The organism is Thioalkalivibrio versutus (genome assembly GCF_001999325.1).
GTDB classification, from domain to species: Bacteria; Pseudomonadota; Gammaproteobacteria; order Ectothiorhodospirales; family Ectothiorhodospiraceae; genus Thioalkalivibrio; species Thioalkalivibrio versutus.
Map to the genome: position 1 here is coordinate 1 of NZ_MVAR01000026.1, position 17779 is coordinate 17779.

A 17779-nucleotide genomic window follows, 5' to 3' on the forward strand; every position below is an offset into this window, starting at 1 on the left:
CCCGGTCATCTTGACGCCCTGGACCAGTGGCTTTTCGACCTTGCTGCGGCGCTCCTGATGCGGATCGCTCTCGTCCTCGGTGGTCTCCACCAGTTCGTGCGAGCCGCGGTCGCTGATCGCCTCTTCGCGTTCGTCGCCGCGCACGCGGCGGACCTCGAAGCGTGGAGTAAGGTACTGCGGGTTGGGGATGATGCTGATGTCGACCTTGTGACGCTCCTCGATGTCGTTGATCGATTCGCGCTTCTCGTTCAGCAGGAAGGTGCCCACGTCGACCGGGACCTGACCCATCACCAGGCCCGTGCGGTCCTTCATCGCCTCTTCCTCGATCAATCGCAGGATCGACAGGGCGAGGGATTCCACGCTACGGATCTGGCCGTGACCCTGGCAGCGCGGGCAGGTGTTCTGGCTGGATTCCCCCAGCGATGAACGCAGGCGCTGGCGCGACATCTCCAGCAGGCCGAAGCGGCTGATGCGCCCGACCTGGACCCGGGCGCGATCCATCTCCAGCGCTTCGCGCAGGCGGTTTTCGACCTCCCGCTGGTGCTTGTTGGCGTTCATGTCGATGAAATCGATCACGATCAGGCCGCCCAGGTCGCGGATGCGCAACTGGCGCGCGACTTCTTCCGCCGCCTCCAGGTTGGTGTGGAAGGCGGTCTCCTCGATGTCGCCACCCTTGGTCGAGCGCGCAGAGTTGACGTCGATGGAGATCAGGGCTTCGGTGTGGTCGATGACCAGCGCACCGCCGGAGGGCAGGGTGACGTCGCGGTCGAATGCGCTCTCGATCTGGCTCTCGATCTGGTAACGATTGAACAGCGGGACCGGGTCGTCGTAGCGCTTGAGCTTGCGCAGGCTGTTGGGCATGACCAGACGAACGAATTCCTCGGCCTGCTGGTAAACGTCGTTGTCATCGATGATGACCTCGCCGACGTCGTTGCGCATGTGGTCGCGCAGGGCGCGGATGATGACGTTGCTTTCCTGGTGGATCAGCGCCGGGGTCTTGGCCTTTTCCGCCGCTTCGGTGACCGCCGCCCACAGGGCAGTCATGTAATCCAGATCCCACTGGAGCTCTTCGGTGGTACGCCCGACGCCCGCGGTACGGGCGATTACGCCCATGCCGTCGGGCATCGTCAGTCCGGAGAGTGCGTCACGCAGGGAGGCGCGGTCTTCGCCCTCGATGCGGCGCGAGACTCCACCGGCCTTCGGGTTGTTGGGCATCAGGACCAGATAACGGCCGGCCAGGCTGATGTAGGTAGTCAGCGCGGCACCCTTGTTGCCGCGCTCTTCCTTTTCCACCTGGACGAGGAGTTCCGTGCCTTCCTTCAGGAAGTCGCGGATTGGCTTGTCGCTGTCGGCAGGGGCGCCAACCGCGGAATGAGCGATCTCCTTGAACGGGAGGAAGCCGTGGCGATCAGCACCAAAGTTGACGAACGCGGCCTCCAGGCTCGGTTCGACGCGGGTGATCTTGGCCTTGTAGATGTTCGCCTTTTTGCGTTCGCGCGAAGGCAGTTCGATATCCAGGTCGTACAGCCGCTGGCCGTCGACCATGGCGACCCGCAACTCTTCCGGCTGCGTGGCATTGATCAGGATGCGTTTCATGCATTGGACTCGGTAGGGCGTCCTGGCGTCCGGCGGGGAAGATCGGGGTCCGGGGTGCGGCGATCGAGCGGCGGCACGGCAACGCTTGCGCACGCGTGCTCGCAGCGGCGGCGCGTAGCACAAGCCAACGCGCCAGCCAGGTGTTCACCAGCAACCACGGGATCAGTCGCCTGCGGGAGGCGTAGCCGGGGAGACAGGACTGGGTTAGAAGAAATAGCGTCACAGTGTCGCTTTGTGGCGATGGCCCTTCGACCGGAGGCTGCGTTCAGCCTGTGGATCGAAGCGGCGGGTGATTCGAGGCGCGTTGCAGGCGTAGCACAGCAACGTACCGTGGGCCAATGTAGGGCATAACCCCCCGTCCGGGCAAGTTTTTCCGCCCGCAAGGGGGATGGGTGCAGTAGCCCGGTGAGCGCGGCTCCGGTAGCATCCCGCGCCATGAAAGCAACGCGCGAACCCTCCGGCCCACGTACCTTCCAGGTCACCGAGCGTGGTGACGGTCAGCGGCTCGACAACTTCCTGCTCCGCGAACTGAAGGGCGTGCCCAAGGGCCTGATCTACCGCCTGGTCCGTCAGGGTGCCGTGCGGGTGGATGGGCGCCGGGCCAAGGCCCACAAGCGCCTGGCGGTCGGCAACGAGGTCCGGGTGCCGGATCTGGATCGACCGGAGGTGGCCAGCAGCGAGATCCCGCCGAAGGTACTGGACCGGTTGCGTCGGGCGATTATCCACGAGGATGACGATGTGCTGGTGCTGGACAAGCCGTCCGGCCTGGCGGTGCACGGCGGGAGCGGGCTGGCGTTTGGCATTATCGAGGCGATGCGCCAGTTACGGCCGGATATCGAGCTGGAACTGGGGCACCGCCTGGATCGCGAGACCAGTGGCTGCCTGCTGCTGGCCAAGCGCCGCTCGGCGCTGCAAGAGTTCCATGCCGCGTTGCGTGAAGGGCGGGTCGAGAAGCGCTACCTGGCGCTGCTGGTGGGGCAGTTCGCGGGCGGACAGACCATCGAATGCGATGCCCCGGTCGCCAGTGGCCGACAGGAAGACGGCCGCCGCCGGATGCGTGCGGGCGAGACCGACAGCGACGGGCCGCGGGCACGGGAAGCCCGGAGCGTCTTTGTGCCGCTGGAGGCGCACGGTGCCTTCCAGTTGGCGGGGGTGAAGATCGGGACCGGCCGCACGCACCAGATTCGCGTCCACGGTCAGTCGATCGGCCATCCGGTGGGGGGCGATCACGACTACGGCTTGCCGGATGCCAATCGCAGCCTGCGGCGCCATGGGCTGAAACGGCTGTTCCTGCACGCACAGGCACTGGCATACCAGTCGGCGGACGGCGAGCGACATATCTTCTCCGCCCCGTTGCCGGACGAGCTGACCGCGGTGCTCGCGAGCCTGGATGCCGGAGGCGAGGACGACGCATGATGACCCCGTTGCTGCCACCGGAGGAGGGCGACCTGCGCCTGGTTGTGTTTGACTGGGATGGAACGCTGATGGACTCGCCTCGCCGGATCGTGCACTGCCTGCAGCGTGCGGCGAAGGATACCGGTGCCCCGGTGCGGGACGAGGCGACGCTGCGCAATATTATCGGGCTCGGGGTTCAGGCAGCGGTCCGCGAGCTCTACCCGGACGCCGATGATGCCTTCGTGCAGCACTTTTCCGACACCTATCGCGAGTGTTATCTGGCGGCTGACGATGCCCCGGAGACCCCGCTGTTCGCCGGCGTGAGCGACCTGCTCGACTGGCTGGATGCGCGCGAGATCCTGCTGGCCGTGGCGACCAGCAAATCGCGACGGGGACTGGACCAGGCCCTGGAGGCGACCGGTCTGGGCAGGTACTTCATGGCAACCGCCACGGGCGATGAATACCCGTCGAAGCCGAATCCGTCCATGCTCCAGTCCGTGATGGGGCGCGCGGGGGTGGAACCGGCCCGCACGCGCATGGTCGGTGATAGCGTTTATGATCTCGAAATGGCGCGGCATGCTGGAGTACCGGCCGTGGCTGTCACCCACGGGGTGCATTCGCCGGAACGCCTGAGTGACGAATCCCCCCTGGCCTTGCAGCCGGATCTGGAATCGCTGCTTGAGGCGTTCCGGCGGGCTGAAGGTACAACTTAGAAAAGGAATGACGATGGGCTGGGCGAACGAGAACAAACCGGGCTGGGAACGCGAGGCCCTGGAGAATCTGGTCCAGGCACAGGTGATCGAGCAACGCCGGGCCCGACGCTGGGGCATCTTCTTCAAGCTGTTGTTCTTCTTCTACCTGGTCGCGCTGCTGATCCTGGTGCGCGGCGGCGATCTGGGGCTTTCGGGGATGTTCGAGAGCGAACGCGAGCCCACCGAACACGTGGCCGTGGTCGAAGTCGAGGGGCTGATTGCCTCCAGCGCGGCGGCCAATGCCGAGGACATCTCCAAGGTGCTGAAAGAGGCCTTCGAGGCGGCTGGCACCCAGGCGGTAATGCTGCGTATCAACAGCGGGGGCGGAAGCCCGGTGCAGGCCGCCAACGTGCACGACGAGATCCTGCGGCTAAAGGAGAAGCACGCGGATATCCCCGTGTATGCGGTCATTGGGGATGTGGGCGCCTCGGCGGCCTATTACATCGCGGTAGCGGCGGACGAGATCTATGCCAGCCAGGCCAGCATGGTGGGTTCGATCGGCGTGCGCATGGACAGCTTCGGGCTCGTGGATCTGATCGACAACATCGGTGTGGAACGACGGCTGTTTACCGCCGGCGAGAACAAGGGGTTCCTGGACCCGTTCCTGCCCTTGGACGATGACCATGTGAATCACCTCGACGGGGTGCTGCAGGGCGTGCACGAGCAGTTCGTGGACGTGGTGCGTGCCGGTCGTGGCGATCGCCTGGTCGAACGCGACGATCTGTTCAACGGCCTGATCTGGACGGGCGATCGATCGGTAGAGCTCGGCCTGATCGATGGCATCGGCACGGACCGCAGCGTGGCGCGCGACGTGATCGGTGTGGAGAAGATGGTGGAGTTCAAGCCGCGGCGCAGTGCGCTGCAGTTGCTGTTCGAAGACCTCGGCATGGCGGCCTTCCAGCAATGGATGAGCTGGGAGACCACGCCGCAGTGGCGCTGAGGCGCGCTGCCCGGCCTCCCAGTCTGCGGGTCAGCTGCGATCGATGCGGGTGACGCGGGCGATCATGCCGATCACCGGATGGTCCAGGTAGAACAGTTCGTCGCCGGAGTTCATGCGCTGGCTGCCGCGTACCGTTATCGCGCGCGGCGGCTGGTCCCCCTGCGGATCCTCGACGTGGTAGATCAGGTCGGTCTCCAGGTGCAGGAATCGCCCCACCCAGATACGCAGTCGGCCCTCCAGCTCGAAGCGTTCGTCCTGTTCCTCCATCAGCGGACGCGGCATCCGGTCGGCCTCGTCGCGCAGAAGATCACGCGTACCGATTCGCCGTCCCTGCTGCACGCGCAGCCAGGGGGCGGAGGCGTGGTCGCGTCCAGTCTGATCCCAGGCCAGGCTCGCCAGGATGCGCCCGGCGCCGGAGTCCTCCACCCGGCGTACCACGCGCTGCAGTTCAAAGCCCCTGCGTGAGTCGCGATAGATCCGCCCGCCCAGTTCGGATTCGCCGAGCATGGCCTCGCGCGGCGCGGCGAGCTCCATCTGCAGCCGACGGCTCTCGTCCGTGCGATGCTCGAAGATCACCAGTTCGATGCGATACTGGCGTCCGGCCTGTGCCAGGGCCGGTCCCGTGGCGCCAGCCAGGGGCAGGGCGGCCAGCCCGCCCAGCAGGCGGCGTCGAAGGGGGTTGTGGGGTTCGGATGGGTCGTTGCGCATTCAGGCGGCCTGTTGTTCGGGGCTGATGGTGTTCAAGAGGCGCAGGACGGCCTGCGCCCGAGCCTCCAGTGTCTCCATCGGCGCAAAGAAGCGGAAGGCCTTCTGGCCATCCAGTTTGTACATTTGCGGATCGGATTGCACCAGCTGGATCAGGGCCGCGATGTCCAGATTGGGACTCGGGCCAAAAACCAGGCGTCCGCCAGCAGGGCCCAGTTCCAGCTTGCGTATCCCGAGCGGGGTCAGCTTCAGCCGCAGACGGGCGGCCTCGAACAGGGCCTTGGCCGGGTCCGGAAGCAGGCCGAAACGGTCCACCAGTTCGACTTCAAGCTCGCGAAGGGCATCGGAGGTCGGTGCGCTGCTGATGCGCTTGTAGAGGATCAGCCGGGTGTGCACGTCGGGTACGTAGTCGCCCGGGAGCAGGGCGGGAAGGCCCAGTTCCACCTCGGTCCCGGTAGCCGCGGGCCCTTCGAGTTCCGGCATATTGCCGGAGCGCAGGGCATTCACGGCGCGGTTGAGCAGGTCGTTGTACATCGAGAATCCGACCTCGTGGATCTGCCCGCTCTGCTCGTCGCCGAGCAGCTCGCCGGCACCCCGAATCTCCAGGTCGTGGCTGGCCAGGGTGAAGCCCACGCCCAGGTCCTCCAGCGATGCGATGGCCTCCAGCCGTTTCTTGGCATCGGCGGACATGGCCTTCTCAGGCGGGGTGATCAGGTAGGCGTAGGCGCGGTGGTGTGAACGCCCGACGCGGCCACGCAACTGGTGCATCTGTGCCAGGCCCAGCTTGTCCGCACGGTTCATTATGATGGTGTTCGCGGTGGGGACGTCGATGCCGGTCTCGATGATGGTGGTGCACACCAGGATGTTGTAGCGCCGGTGATAGAAGTCGAGCATCACCTGTTCCAGTTCGCGTTCGCGCATCTGCCCGTGGGCAATGCCGACCCGTGCCCCGGGCAACAGCTCCTGCAGGCCCTGGGCAGTGCGTTCGATGGTGTTGACCTCGTTGTGCACGAAGTACACCTGGCCCCCGCGCCGGATCTCGCGCAGGCAGGCCTCCTGGATGATGGCGTCGTTCCATTCGTTGACGAAGGTCTTGATCGCCAGGCGGTCGCGCGGTGGTGTGGTGATCACCGACAGATCGCGCAGGCCGGCCAGGGCCATGTTCAGGGTGCGCGGGATCGGCGTGGCGGTCAGCGTGAGCATGTCGACCTCGGCGCGCATCTTCTTCAGCGCCTCCTTGTGGCGCACGCCAAAGCGCTGTTCCTCGTCGACGATCACCAGGCCGAGGTTGGAGAAGTCCAGGTTGGCCTGCAGCAGCTTGTGGGTGCCGATCACGATGTCGACCTTGCCGTCTTTCAGGCCCTCCAGTACCGCGGCCTGCTGCTTGGCGCTGCGAAAGCGTGACAGCGACTCGATGTGGACTGGCCAGTCGGCGAAGCGGTCGGTGAAGTTCTGGTGGTGCTGCTGGGCGAGCAGGGTGGTCGGGACCAGGACCACGACCTGCTTGTTGTTCTGCACCGCGACGAAAGCGGCGCGCATCGCGACCTCGGTCTTGCCGAAGCCCACGTCGCCACAGATCACGCGATCCATGGGGCGGGTGTCGGCCATGTCCGCGAGCACGGCGTCGATGGCCTGTTGCTGATCCAGGGTCTCCTCGAACGGGAACCCGGCGGCGAAGGCGTGATACTCGGCGGTGTCGGTAGCGAAGACCGTGCCCTGTTTCGCCGCGCGCCGGGCATGAATATCGAGCAGTTCGACGGCCACGTCCCGCGCCTTTTCCGCCGCCTTCTTGCGCGCCTTGCCCCATTGCTCGCTGCCGAGCCGGTGCAGGGGGGCGTGCTCGGCATCCGCGCCGGTATACCGGCTGATGAGGTGCAGCGAGGACACGGGGACATAGAGCTTGGCCTCGTCGGCGTACTCGAGCGTCAGGAACTCCGAAGGCTGGCCGTTGAAGTCCAGGGTCTGCAGCCCGAGATAACGGCCGACGCCCTGTTCCTCGTGGACCACCGGTGCACCGATGGTCAGGTCGCTGAGGTTCTGGATGACCGCGTCTGCGTCCCGCGTGGTGCGGTTGCGTCCGCGGGTCTGGCGCGCGCGTTCTCCGAGCAGGGCGGCCTCGGGGGCGACGGCCACACCCTCGGGCAGCACAAAGCCCTCGCCGAGCGCGGCCACGGTGACGTACAGGCCGGGTTCGGCGGTGAGGAAGGCGTCCCAGTCGTCCACGGCATGATGGGGTACGGCCTGGTCCCGCAACAGCGTCAGCAGGGCCTCGCGGCGACCGGCGGATTCCGCGGTCAGGAGCACGCGCTGTTGCCCCTCGACAAAGACCTTCAGGGGCTGGGCTGGATCGTCGCGGCCCTGCTGCATGCCGAGTTCCGGCAGCGCGTCGCAGGCAAATGCGATGTCCGCGCCGCGTCCCGCGGGGAGCGGGGCGGCCGGGTCGCCCAAGGCAATGCCGGAGTGCTCGCGCAGTGCGCCGGCCAGGCCGTCGACGTCCAGGTAGAGCCGTTCGGGCGGCAGCAGCGGTCGATCATACTGATGGCTGAGCTGTTCAAAGCGGTCATGGATCTCCTGGGCGAACTCCTCGGCTGCCCCGGCGATGTTGCCGACCTGCACCATCTGGACCTCGGGGCAGTAGTCGAACACCGTGTCCATGCCCTCGAAGAACAGCGGCAGGTAGGCCTCGATACCCGGCGGGACCAGGCCCTCGCTGATGTCGCGGTAGATCGGGTGCTTGGCGGGATCGCCTGAGAAATGCGCCCGGTAGCGGGTGCGGAATTCGCTGATGGAGGTATCGTTCAGCGGGAATTCGTGGCTGGGCAGGATCTCCAGTCGCTCGACCTTTTCGGTGGAGCGCTGCGACTCGGGGTCGAAGCGGCGCAGGGAGTCGATCTCGTCATCCAGGAACTCGATGCGCACGGGTTCGTCCGCGCCCATCGGAAACAGGTCGAGAATCTCCCCGCGGGCGGCGAATTCGCCATGGCTGATGACCTGCTGAACGGCGCTGTACCCGGCCTCGGTGAGGTTCTCGCGCAGGGTCATGCGGTCCAGGCGCTGGCCGGTTTGCAGCGAAAGGCCCTGGGTGGTCAGCCAGTCGCGCGGCGGCAGGCGCTGCATCAGGGTCGAGACCGGCATCAACACGATCCCGCGTTCCAGCCCCGGCAGGTGGTACAGCGTGCGCAGGCGTTCGGAGATGATGTCCTCGTGCGGGGAGAAGACATCGAACGGCAGGGTCTCCCAGTCCGGCAGGCGCAGCAGCGGCAGGTCGTGGTCGCCGGCGAAGAACTCCCACTCTTCCTGCCAGCGGTCGGCCGCCTCGTTGGATTCCGTGATCACCAGAAGTGGCCGGGCGAACTCGCCGGCGTTCCGCGAAAGTGCGAGCGTCGCCGCCGAGGCATTGAGCCCCGACCACACCTCGAAGCCGGAGCCGGGGAGGCGGCCGGGATGGAGCGGGTTGCGCCGTTGTTCGGACATGGGCCTGTTGTTCGGTCGGGAGGGGCGGAAAGGGCCGCGATTATACGGATTCCGCCTGACGGGTGCGCGTGAGCCAGAGGACGCCCTGACGAATCGGTTTGTGCTGTGTGAGGCTGAAGGGCGTTTTTGCGGCGGAGGGCATGGAGATCACGGAGAAGGCCGGGGATTACCTGGGGCGGATCGCGCTAGTGGGTGTTGATCACCTCAGGTGGGATCGATGTAGCGTTGCAGGATCGGGCCGTAGGCATCGATGCGGCGATCGCGGAGAAAAGGCCACTGGCGGCGTACGGCCTCGGTCCGGCCGCGATCCAGCTCGACGGTGAGGATCTCCGGCTGCGCTTCGCCGGCGCGGGCCAGGATCTCGCCCTGGGGCCCCGCGACGAAGCTTGTGCCCCAGAAGTTCGCCCCGGGCGCGTGTCCGGAGGGGTCCGGTTCGTGCCCCGTGCGGTTGCAGGCGATCACCGGCAGGTTGTTGGCAACGGCGTGGCCGCGCTGGACGGTCATCCATGCGTCCTGCTGCCGGGCCTGTTCCTCGGGCGTGTCCTGCGGGTCCCAGCCAATGGCGGTGGGATAGATCAGTAGCTCGGCGCCGGACAACGCCATGATGCGGGCGGCCTCCGGGTACCACTGGTCCCAGCAGACCAGGACCCCGAGGCGACCGACCGAAGTGTCGATGGGGACGAAGCCGGTGTCCCCCGGGGTGAAATAGTACTTCTCGTAATAGCCGGGATCGTCCGGGATGTGCATCTTGCGGTAGGCGCCAACCGGGCGGCCGTCGGTTTCGAAGACCACTGCGGTGTTGTGATAGAGGCCCGGGGCGCGACGCTCGAACAGGGAGCCGACCAGGACCACGCCGTTGTCCCGTGCCATTGCGCCCAGGCGCTCGCAGCTCGGGCCCGGGATCGCCTCGGCAAGGTCGAAGGTGGCGAGGTCCTCGGTCTGGCAGAAGTAGGGGCCGGTGTGCAACTCGGCCAATACGACCAGGCGGGCACCGTTCGCGGCGGCCTCGGTGACCGCGGCCGCGGTGGCGTCGAGATTGGCGTCGACGCTCCCGGCATCGCGGTGCTGGATCAGGGCGACGGATAATGGGTCGTTGGGCATGGCGGGTGCTCGGTGCAGAAGGTTATTCCTGCGGGATGCCGAGGGCGGCCGCAGGGTATTGCATGGTCAGGCAGTGCAGGCTGCCCCCCTGGCGAATGATCGCCCGGCAGTCGATCTCCACGATCTCGCGTCCCGGAAAGGCCCCGGCGAGCCGGTCTCGGGCGACGGCATCGGCGGGATCATCGTAGACCGGAAGGAGCACCGCACCGTTCAGAATCAGGAAGTTCGCATAGGTGGCGGCCAGCCGTCGGCCGTCCTCGACGATGGGGGCCGGCCAAGGGAGCGGGATCAGGCGGTAGGGCTCTCCGGAGGTCTGGCGCAGGGCCCGGAGTTCCTGTTCCATCGCCTGCAGTTCGGGGTGATGGGGGTCCTGCGGATCGTCGCACTGGACGTAGGCGATCGTATCGCGGGCGCAGAAGCGGGCCAGCGTGTCGATATGGGCATCCGTGTCGTCGCCCTCCAGCTGCCCGTGTTCCAGCCAGAGGATCCGTTCGGCACCCAGCCATTTGCCGAGGCGCTGTTCCAGCCCGGTGCGATCCAGATCGGGGTTGCGGGTGCTGGAGAGCAGGCAGCGCGTTGTAGTGAGCAGTGTGCCGGCGCCGTCGGATTCGATCGACCCGCCTTCGAGGATCAGCCCGGTGGGTTCCGGTACACAGCTGCCGAATACGCCCTGGCTGGCCAGGGCCCGAGTGATCGCATCGTCCAGATCGGCGGGGTATTTGCCGCCCCAGCCGTTGAAGGTAAAGTCCAGCAGGCGTGGCTGATTGCCGTCGAATACCGTGACGGCGCCATGGTCGCGCGCCCAGGTGTCGTTACTCGAGGCCAGGGCAAACCACAGCCGGTCGGGCCGGATGGCGGTCTCGGTCAGGAAGCCGGAGATCTCCTCGATGTGCTCGGGATCGCGCGCGACGATGATGACCGGCTCGTACTGGCTGATGCTCGCGGCAATGGTGGCAAATACCGGGTGCACCTGATCCAGGACGGGTGCCCAGTCCGTGGCGTCATGCGGCCAGGTCAGCTGGATCGCACCCTGGGGCTCCCACTCGGCGGGGAGGCGGCGTTTGGGCGGCACCGGGGTGGCGTCCCCGGTACTCATGGACGGTCGGAGCGGGATCCGTTGCGCACTGCGCTGTGCAGGACGTACTCGCCCTCGAAGAACACTGAGAAGTCGGCATAGTCCCAGCGTGTGATCGGCGGATCGCCCACGGTGGCGTGGCGTTGTTCCGGCTCGCCGTGCTGGCGGATGACCGCTGACTGGCTTTGACCACGGGTTGGGGCCCCTTCACGTTCCTTTACGGTGAACCCCCCTTCGGGGCTGCGCAGGATGTCGGCCGAGGCGGTGGCCAAGGCCCCGGCGAAAAGCGCCAGTACAAGGGCGCTGGCCGCGGCGCGCACGGTGCTGCCCCGGCGTGCGCCGGACTTCAAGGTGGGGTTCGCTGCGTTGCATTTCCCTGGCATGACCAACTCTCCGTTTGCTGGATGGCTCCATGGTAGCGTCAACCGCGACGCCATGCCTCCCCCGAGGCTTCCCCTATAGGCGCGACCCGGTATCTCTGGCATGCTTTCGCGATGTTTCGCCCCCTGACCCTTGCCATCGGCCTGCGCTATACGCGTGCCAAGCGGCGTAACCACTTCATCTCGTTCATCTCGGTGGTGTCGATCATCGGGCTGGTGCTCGGCGTGATGGCGCTGATCACCGTGTTGTCGGTGATGAACGGGTTCGAGCGCGAATTGCGCGAGCGCATCCTGGGGATGGCCTCGCATGCGACCATCGGTGAGGCCAACGGAGGGCTGCGTGACTGGGAGCGCCTGCAGCGCGAGGCGCCGGAGATCGATGACCGGGTGGTGGCCGCGGCCCCTTATGTTCAGGGCGAGGCGATGCTGAGTGCGCGCGGGAACATCTCCGGGGCGTTGATCCGCGGTGTGGAGCCGGAGGCGGAAGAACGGGTTGCGCGCATCGGTGAGCACATGATCCGCGGCGAGCTGGGGAGCCTGGAGGGCGGTCGCTATCGCGTCGTGCTCGGGCGCGAACTGGCGGCGGAACTGCGTGTGCAGGTCGGAGATTCGATCATCCTGATGGCTCCCCAGGCCTCGGTCTCGCCGGCCGGGGTGATGCCGCGCATGCGGCGCTTCGAGGTGTCCGGCCTGTTCGAGGTCGGCATGTATGAATACGACCGGGGGACTGCCTTCATCCATCTGGAGGATGCCCAGGCGGTGTTCCAGATGGGCGATCAGGTTACCGGGCTGCGGCTGCGGCTGACCGACATGATGCAGGCCGGGGTGATTGCACGCGACGTCGCGGCGCAGCTGGACGGGCTTTTCCGGGTGTCCGACTGGACCCGTCAGCACGCGAATCTGTTCCGCGCCATCCAGATGGAGAAGATGGTGATGTTCATCATCCTCTCGCTGATTGTGGCGGTGGCCGCCTTCAATATCGTCTCGACCCTGATCATGCTGGTGACCGACAAGCAGGGGGATATCGCGATCCTGCGAACGCTCGGGTTGTCGCCCGCAGGCATCATGGTGATCTTCATGGTCCAGGGGGTCGTGATCGGGGCGATCGGCATCCTCCTGGGTACCGCGGCCGGGGTCGCGCTGGCGTCCAATATCGATGTCGTCGTGCCCTTTATCGAGCGGCTGGTGGGCGTCGAATTCCTGTCCGCCGAAGTCTATTACATCAGTGACTTGCCATCTGAACTTAAACTGTCGGATGTTCTCCGGGTCGGCATTCTGGGCTTCCTGCTGACGGTCGTGGCCACACTGTTCCCGGCCTGGCGCGCGGCCCGTACCCAGCCGGCGGAGGCGCTGCGCTATGACTGACCACGAGACCCCGGTCCTCGAGGCCTTGGGCGTGGAACGCCGTTTCCGCGACGGCAAGCTGGATGTGGCCGTGCTGACCGGGGTCGATTTCGCCCTGCAGCCGGGGGACCAGACCGCGATTATCGGCGCCTCGGGTAGTGGCAAGAGCACGCTGCTGCACCTGCTCGGTGGTCTGGACCGCCCGACGGCCGGCGAGGTGCGCTTGCTGGGCACGGACTGGACCCGCATGAGCGAGGCGCGGCGCGGGCATCTGCGCAACCAGCATCTGGGGTTCGTTTATCAGTTCCACCACCTGTTGCCGGAACTGACGGCCGCCGAGAATGTGGCCCTGCCACTGCTGATCCGGCGGATGTCCAACCGCAAGGCGCGGGAGGAGGCCCGCCACTGGCTGCAGCAGGTGGATCTGGGCCACCGCCTGGAGCACAAGCCTTCGGAGCTCTCCGGTGGCGAGCGTCAGCGGGTCGCGATCGCCCGTGCGTTGGTCACCCGACCCTCGGCCATCCTGGCGGATGAGCCGACCGGGAACCTGGACCAGGAGCGGGCAGCGCAGGTGTTCGAGCTGCTGCGCGCGATGAATCGCTCCACCGGCACCGCGCTGGCCCTGGTTACCCACGACATCACCCTGGCGCGCGAGCTGGACCGCTCGGTCCAGCTGGTCAAGGGACACCTCGAGCCGGAGGTCTTCGACGGCCAATTGGCGGCGGTCCACGAATAGGCCCCCGTGCAGCGCGCATCCGCGCGCCTGGCAGCATCGGACCCTGAACGGGCTCGGTTGATCAGTCCAACGGCGGTTGCTTCTTGTTCGATTTTTCCTCTTCGCTGCGTTCCGCGGCTTCGCGTTCCGCCAGTTCCTTGCGCAACCGCCGCAGATAACGGCGGCTGCGCACGCGCTGGACCACGTTCAGCCGCCACAGGAAGCGGACGAGCAAATAACCCGACAGGCTCGCGACCGAGCCCAGCAGGACGCTCCCCAGGAGCAGGGGCTGCCAGATGGTCAGTAACTCCGTGCTGAACCACTCCCAGCTCCAGTCCAGGCGGATATCGCGACGGGGTTCGTCCAGAAGCTTGCGCCCGATCGTGTAGGCCGTATACAACATGGGCGGCATGGTGATCGGGTTGGAGATCCAGACCAGGATCACCGAAATCGGCAGATTGACGCGGACGATAATGGCCACGGCCGCCGCGATCAGCATCTGCATGGGCAGTGGCAGGAAGGTCACGAAGAGCCCCACGGCAAACGCACCAGCCACGGAGCGGCGGTTCAGATGCCACAGATCCGGCGACCCCAGACGCGGCCCCAGCGGGGCGAGCGCCTTGTGCCCACGCATGCGCTCCATGCCTGGAAACATCTTCTTGATGATGTGTCTTGCCATGTTCCGGGTTGCCGATGGTGCGCCTGGCGCGGGCTCGCGACCGCGCATGTGGGTTCCATTCTCGCTGATTTGGGCCGGCGAATGCCCGTGTCGCCCGGCACGTGGGTCTTGGGCCACGCGGTTGGCCGGGCGTTCAGGGCCTCAACGTGACCGCTTTCACCCTCGGACTTCTGGTCACGGCGTGGTGGCTACACCGGGTACCGGAGCCGCTTCCGATGGCCCCGGGTCTGGTGCTCGCGCTGCTCGTGGTCACCGCAGGCGCTAGCGCCGGCCTGCGACGATACGGCTACCGGGCCACTGTGCCATGGGCGATGGCGCTGGGTGTGGTGGTCGCCTGGGGGAGCGTCTCCATGACCGCGAACCTCTGGCTCGAGGAGGCCTTGGCGCCTTCGCTTGCGGGAGAAGAGGTCACCGTTCTTGCCACGGTCACCAGTTTGCCGGAACACGCCGGGCATCGCAGCCGGTTCCGGGTCACGGTGGAGGCGGTCATCGCGGGGCCGGAAGAATTCGCTGCCCGTGAACTCCTGGTGACGGCGTATCCGGCGCGGCCTGAGGTCGAGGCAGGCACACGCGGCCAGATGATCCTGCGCCTGCGCCCGGCCGAAGGGCCCGCGAATCCTGGCGGATTCGATCGCGCGGGGTGGTTTTACCGCGAGGGCCTGCATGGCTCCGCGACGTTGCTTGATCTGGAGTCGATCGGGAACGGAGTGTCGGCCGCACCGGCACGGCCCTGGCGGGCCGACTTGCACCGCGTCCGCGGCTGGCTGCGCGGGCGGCTGGAAGTCGCGGCCCCGGAGTTGCGCCATCCGGGGCTGGTGCAGGCCCTGGTCATTGGCGACCGTCAGGGGATGACCGCGCCGGAATGGCAGGCCTTTCTGCGCACCGGAACCAACCACCTGATGGCGATCTCCGGCTTGCATGTAGGGCTGGTTGCCGGTTTTGTCGGGTTGCTGTCGGGGTTGGTCTGGAGCGGTTTGTTGCCGCTGCAACGGGGTCTGCGGAAGGCGGCCTTCATGGCGCTGGCCGGTCTGGCGGGGGCTGCGGTGTATGCCGCGTTGGCCGGCTTCAGCATCCCGACCCAACGGGCGTTGATCATGCTCGCGGCCTTCATGGCGGCCCTGTTGTGGCGCCGCGAGGCGTTCGCCTGGCGAGGTCTGATGCTGGCCGCGATCGCGGTCGTGCTGTGGCAGCCGACGAGTGTACTGGCCCCCGGTTTCTGGTTTTCGTTTGGCGCGGTCGCGGTCATTCTTCTGTTGTTGCAGGGGCGCTCGGGGCGTCCGGGCTGGCGCGAGGCGGGGAGTATCCAGGTGATGCTGGCACTGGCGATGCTCCCGCTCAGTCTCGCCTGGTTCCAGTTGGGTTCGTGGGTCGCGCCGGTGGCCAACCTGGTGGCAGTGCCCGTGATCAGCCTGCTGGTGCTGCCGGTGTTGCTGGTCGGGGCAGGGCTGGCCGCCTTGTGGGACCCCTTGGGGCAGCCGTTCCTGCACGCGGGCGACGGCGTACTGGCTCTGCTCGTCGGGTTGCTGGATCTCCTGTCCGGATTGCCCGTGCTGGTGGACGAGCGGCGGGTCCCGCTGGCTGCGAGCCTGCTGGGCGGGCTCGCGGTGCTCGTGGCCTTGCAGCCGCGGCTGCGTCTGGGTGCCCTGTGGGTCGTGCTCGCAGGCATGCCGCTGGCCTTGCCCATGCGACCGGATATCGAGCCGGGTGCCGTGCACGTGCTCCTGATGGATGTCGGGAACGGGCAGTCGGCCTTGCTGCAGACGCGTAACCACAACCTGTTGTTCGATGCGGGTCCCGGGCGTGCGGGTGGCTACAGCGCGGGTGAGCAGATTGTGGTCCCGACCCTTCGGGCCGAGGGGGTGCGCCGGCTGGATCGCATGATCCTCAGCCACGAACACGCCGCGCACGCCGGAGGCAGCGCCGGGGTCGGGGATTCCATACCCGTGGTCGAGACCCTGCGACGGGTGCCGGCAGAGGCCGATGAGCGGGCGTGCGAGGTCGGAGAGCGCTGGGAATGGGACGCGGTGCGATTCGAAGTGCTGCACCCGCCGCCCGGATGGGATGGCAGCGCCTCGGCCTCCTGCGTGCTGGCGGTGGAGACGGCCGGTGGCGTCCGTCTGCTGCTGACGGGCGGGCTCGGAGGACTGGGCGAGGCAGTGCTGATGCGTGATGTGCCGGACGGGCGTGCCAGTGATCTTCTGGTGCTGCCGCGCGGGGCTGGCACGGGCAGCTTGAGCCGGGGCTGGCTGGTGGATGCGCCGCCGCGCATCGCCTGGGCGAGTACCGATGGGCGCGGGCGCGGTCTGGAGGCCGCTGTCCGCGAACGTCTGAAGGCGGCCTGTGTGCCACTGCAGGAGACCGGGCTGCATGGCGCCTTGCGCCTGGAAGCGAACTCGGAGCTGGAGGTGGGGCCCGGTCATCGGGCCCGCCACCGGAGGCTCTGGCAGCCTGCGCCCTTGCCACCCTTGCGCGGGCAGGAGGGTTGCACCCCCACGCCGACGGACGAGACACGCTGGTAGAATGACTGGATGAATCGCGAACATTCCGACACCATCCGTCCCATCCGCTTCCGCGAGGGCGCGCTCCAGTTGCTGGACCAGCGCCGCCTCCCGCAGGAGAGCGTCTGGCAAACCTATCAGGACGCGCCCGCCGTCGCCGTGGCGATCCGCGACATGGTCGTGCGCGGGGCGCCGGCGATCGGCATCACTGCGGCATTCGGTGTGGTGCTGGCTTGCCAGCGCGTGGCAGGTCAGCACGACTGGCGTGCGTGTGTAGCCGCCGATATCGAGACCCTGCGCGGTTCGCGCCCGACAGCGGTGAATCTGTTCTGGGCGCTGGATCGCATGCAGGCGGTCGTGGCCGCCAGCCAGTCAGTAGATGCGGCCGTGAGCGAGACCCGGGCGGTAGCCGAGCGGATGCTGGAGGCGGACATTGCCGGCAATCGGCAATTGGGCGCCCTGGGTGCGCAATTGATCGAGCCGGGTCGCGGCGTGCTGACCCACTGCAATACGGGTTCGCTGGCAACCGGGGGCTATGGCACCGCGCTCGGTGTGATCCGGGCCGCCTGGGATGCCGGGCGTATCAAGGAGGTGTTTGCCGACGAGACCCGCCCCTGGCTGCAAGGCAGCCGACTGACCGCCTGGGAACTGGTGCACGACGGCATTCCGGTGCAGGTGCTGTGCGAGGGTGCGGCGGCCAGCCTGTTGCGCTCCGGCCGGGTGGGCTGGGTGATCGTCGGGGCGGACCGAATTGCCGCCAACGGCGATACCGCCAACAAGATCGGCACCTATGGCCTGGCGTTGCTGGCGCGGGCCCACGGGGTGCGTTTCATGGTTGCGGCGCCCGTGGCGACCATCGACTTCGAGATGGCAGACGGATCGGGCATCCCCATCGAGCAGCGCGGCGAGGACGAGGTGCTGGCGCTGGCCGGCCAGCGCGTGGCCGCCGACGGTGCGCGGGGATACAACCCGGCCTTCGACGTGACCCCGGCGGACCTGATCGATGCCATCGTCACCGAACGTGGTGTGGTCGAGACCCCGACGCGGGAGCGCCTGGCCACACTGCGCGAGCCCGCTGCCGCGGAATCCACCACGACCGGGGCCTGACACCCGGGAAAATGGGGC

14 protein-coding genes are annotated in these 17779 nt (G+C 67.1%); 7 read left to right on the forward strand and 7 right to left on the reverse strand.

Going from position 1 to position 17779, the window contains the following annotated elements; translation table 11 throughout:
• Positions 1 to 1596, reverse strand: a 1596-nt coding sequence (locus B0684_RS09880) for an Rne/Rng family ribonuclease (protein ID WP_143592458.1), incomplete at its 3' end; no start/stop codon positions are given.
• Positions 1597 to 2031: 435 nt separating this feature from the next.
• Here B0684_RS09880 and B0684_RS09885 point away from each other — a divergent pair.
• Genes B0684_RS09885 through B0684_RS09895 form a run of 3 tightly spaced genes read left to right on the forward strand, consistent with a single transcriptional unit; the run spans position 2032 to position 4683 of the window.
• Positions 2032 to 3012: an RluA family pseudouridine synthase gene (locus B0684_RS09885; RefSeq protein ID WP_018176823.1), complete on the forward strand. Its 981-nt coding sequence runs from the start codon at positions 2032 to 2034 to the stop codon at positions 3010 to 3012.
• The gene (locus B0684_RS09890; RefSeq protein ID WP_018176822.1) at positions 3009 to 3704 is read left to right on the forward strand and encodes an HAD family hydrolase; all 696 of its coding nucleotides are present in this window, start codon (positions 3009 to 3011) and stop codon (positions 3702 to 3704) included. The genes B0684_RS09885 and B0684_RS09890 overlap by 4 nt, the downstream gene beginning before the upstream one ends.
• A gap of 13 nt (positions 3705 to 3717) precedes the next feature.
• Positions 3718 to 4683 (forward strand): S49 family peptidase, encoded by a 966-nt coding sequence (locus B0684_RS09895; protein ID WP_018169745.1) that lies wholly within the window; start codon positions 3718 to 3720, stop codon positions 4681 to 4683.
• A gap of 30 nt (positions 4684 to 4713) precedes the next feature.
• Here B0684_RS09895 and B0684_RS09900 read toward each other — a convergent pair whose 3' ends face one another.
• The 5 genes from B0684_RS09900 to B0684_RS09920 form a co-directional block, all read right to left on the reverse strand.
• Positions 4714 to 5391, reverse strand: a complete 678-nt coding sequence (locus B0684_RS09900; RefSeq protein ID WP_018169746.1) for a CsiV family protein — start codon at positions 5389 to 5391, stop codon at positions 4714 to 4716.
• Positions 5392 to 8862 (reverse strand): transcription-repair coupling factor, encoded by a 3471-nt coding sequence (gene mfd / locus B0684_RS09905; protein ID WP_018145722.1) that lies wholly within the window; start codon positions 8860 to 8862, stop codon positions 5392 to 5394.
• Positions 8863 to 9066: 204 nt separating this feature from the next.
• Entirely contained in the window at positions 9067 to 9963 is an 897-nt protein-coding gene (locus B0684_RS09910) for a carbon-nitrogen hydrolase (RefSeq protein ID WP_018176821.1), read from the reverse strand.
• 22 nt (positions 9964 to 9985) lie between these two features.
• The gene (locus B0684_RS09915) at positions 9986 to 11059 is read right to left on the reverse strand and encodes an agmatine deiminase family protein (RefSeq protein ID WP_018650154.1); all 1074 of its coding nucleotides are present in this window, start codon (positions 11057 to 11059) and stop codon (positions 9986 to 9988) included.
• Positions 11056 to 11388 (reverse strand): hypothetical protein, encoded by a 333-nt coding sequence (locus B0684_RS09920; protein ID WP_018176819.1) that lies wholly within the window; start codon positions 11386 to 11388, stop codon positions 11056 to 11058. Before B0684_RS09920 ends, B0684_RS09915 begins: the two co-directional genes overlap by 4 nt.
• A 144-nt stretch (positions 11389 to 11532) precedes the next feature.
• Here B0684_RS09920 and B0684_RS09925 point away from each other — a divergent pair, with 144 nt between their 5' ends.
• Both B0684_RS09925 and B0684_RS09930 read left to right on the forward strand, forming a co-directional pair.
• Positions 11533 to 12783: a lipoprotein-releasing ABC transporter permease subunit gene (locus B0684_RS09925; RefSeq protein WP_018145718.1), complete on the forward strand. Its 1251-nt coding sequence runs from the start codon at positions 11533 to 11535 to the stop codon at positions 12781 to 12783.
• A complete protein-coding gene (locus B0684_RS09930) occupies positions 12776 to 13498 on the forward strand; it encodes an ABC transporter ATP-binding protein (protein WP_018176818.1) in 723 nt (240 codons plus the stop codon). The genes B0684_RS09925 and B0684_RS09930 overlap by 8 nt, the downstream gene beginning before the upstream one ends.
• Before the next feature lie 61 nt (positions 13499 to 13559).
• Here the strand turns inward: B0684_RS09930 and B0684_RS09935 are convergent, their stop codons facing one another.
• Positions 13560 to 14156 carry a DUF2062 domain-containing protein gene (locus B0684_RS09935; RefSeq protein WP_018176817.1) on the reverse strand — a complete coding sequence of 199 codons (597 nt, stop codon included), beginning with the start codon at positions 14154 to 14156 and terminating at the stop codon, positions 13560 to 13562.
• A gap of 215 nt (positions 14157 to 14371) precedes the next feature.
• On the opposite strand from B0684_RS09935, the gene B0684_RS09940 reads away from it, so the two are divergent.
• Positions 14372 to 16675, forward strand: a complete 2304-nt coding sequence (locus B0684_RS09940) for a DNA internalization-related competence protein ComEC/Rec2 (RefSeq protein WP_018650152.1) — start codon at positions 14372 to 14374, stop codon at positions 16673 to 16675.
• 9 nt (positions 16676 to 16684) lie between these two features.
• Complete coding sequence (gene mtnA / locus B0684_RS09945) at positions 16685 to 17761, forward strand: S-methyl-5-thioribose-1-phosphate isomerase (RefSeq protein WP_018176815.1); 1077 nt, start codon at positions 16685 to 16687, stop codon at positions 17759 to 17761.
• The last annotated feature ends 18 nt before the right edge of the window (positions 17762 to 17779 follow it).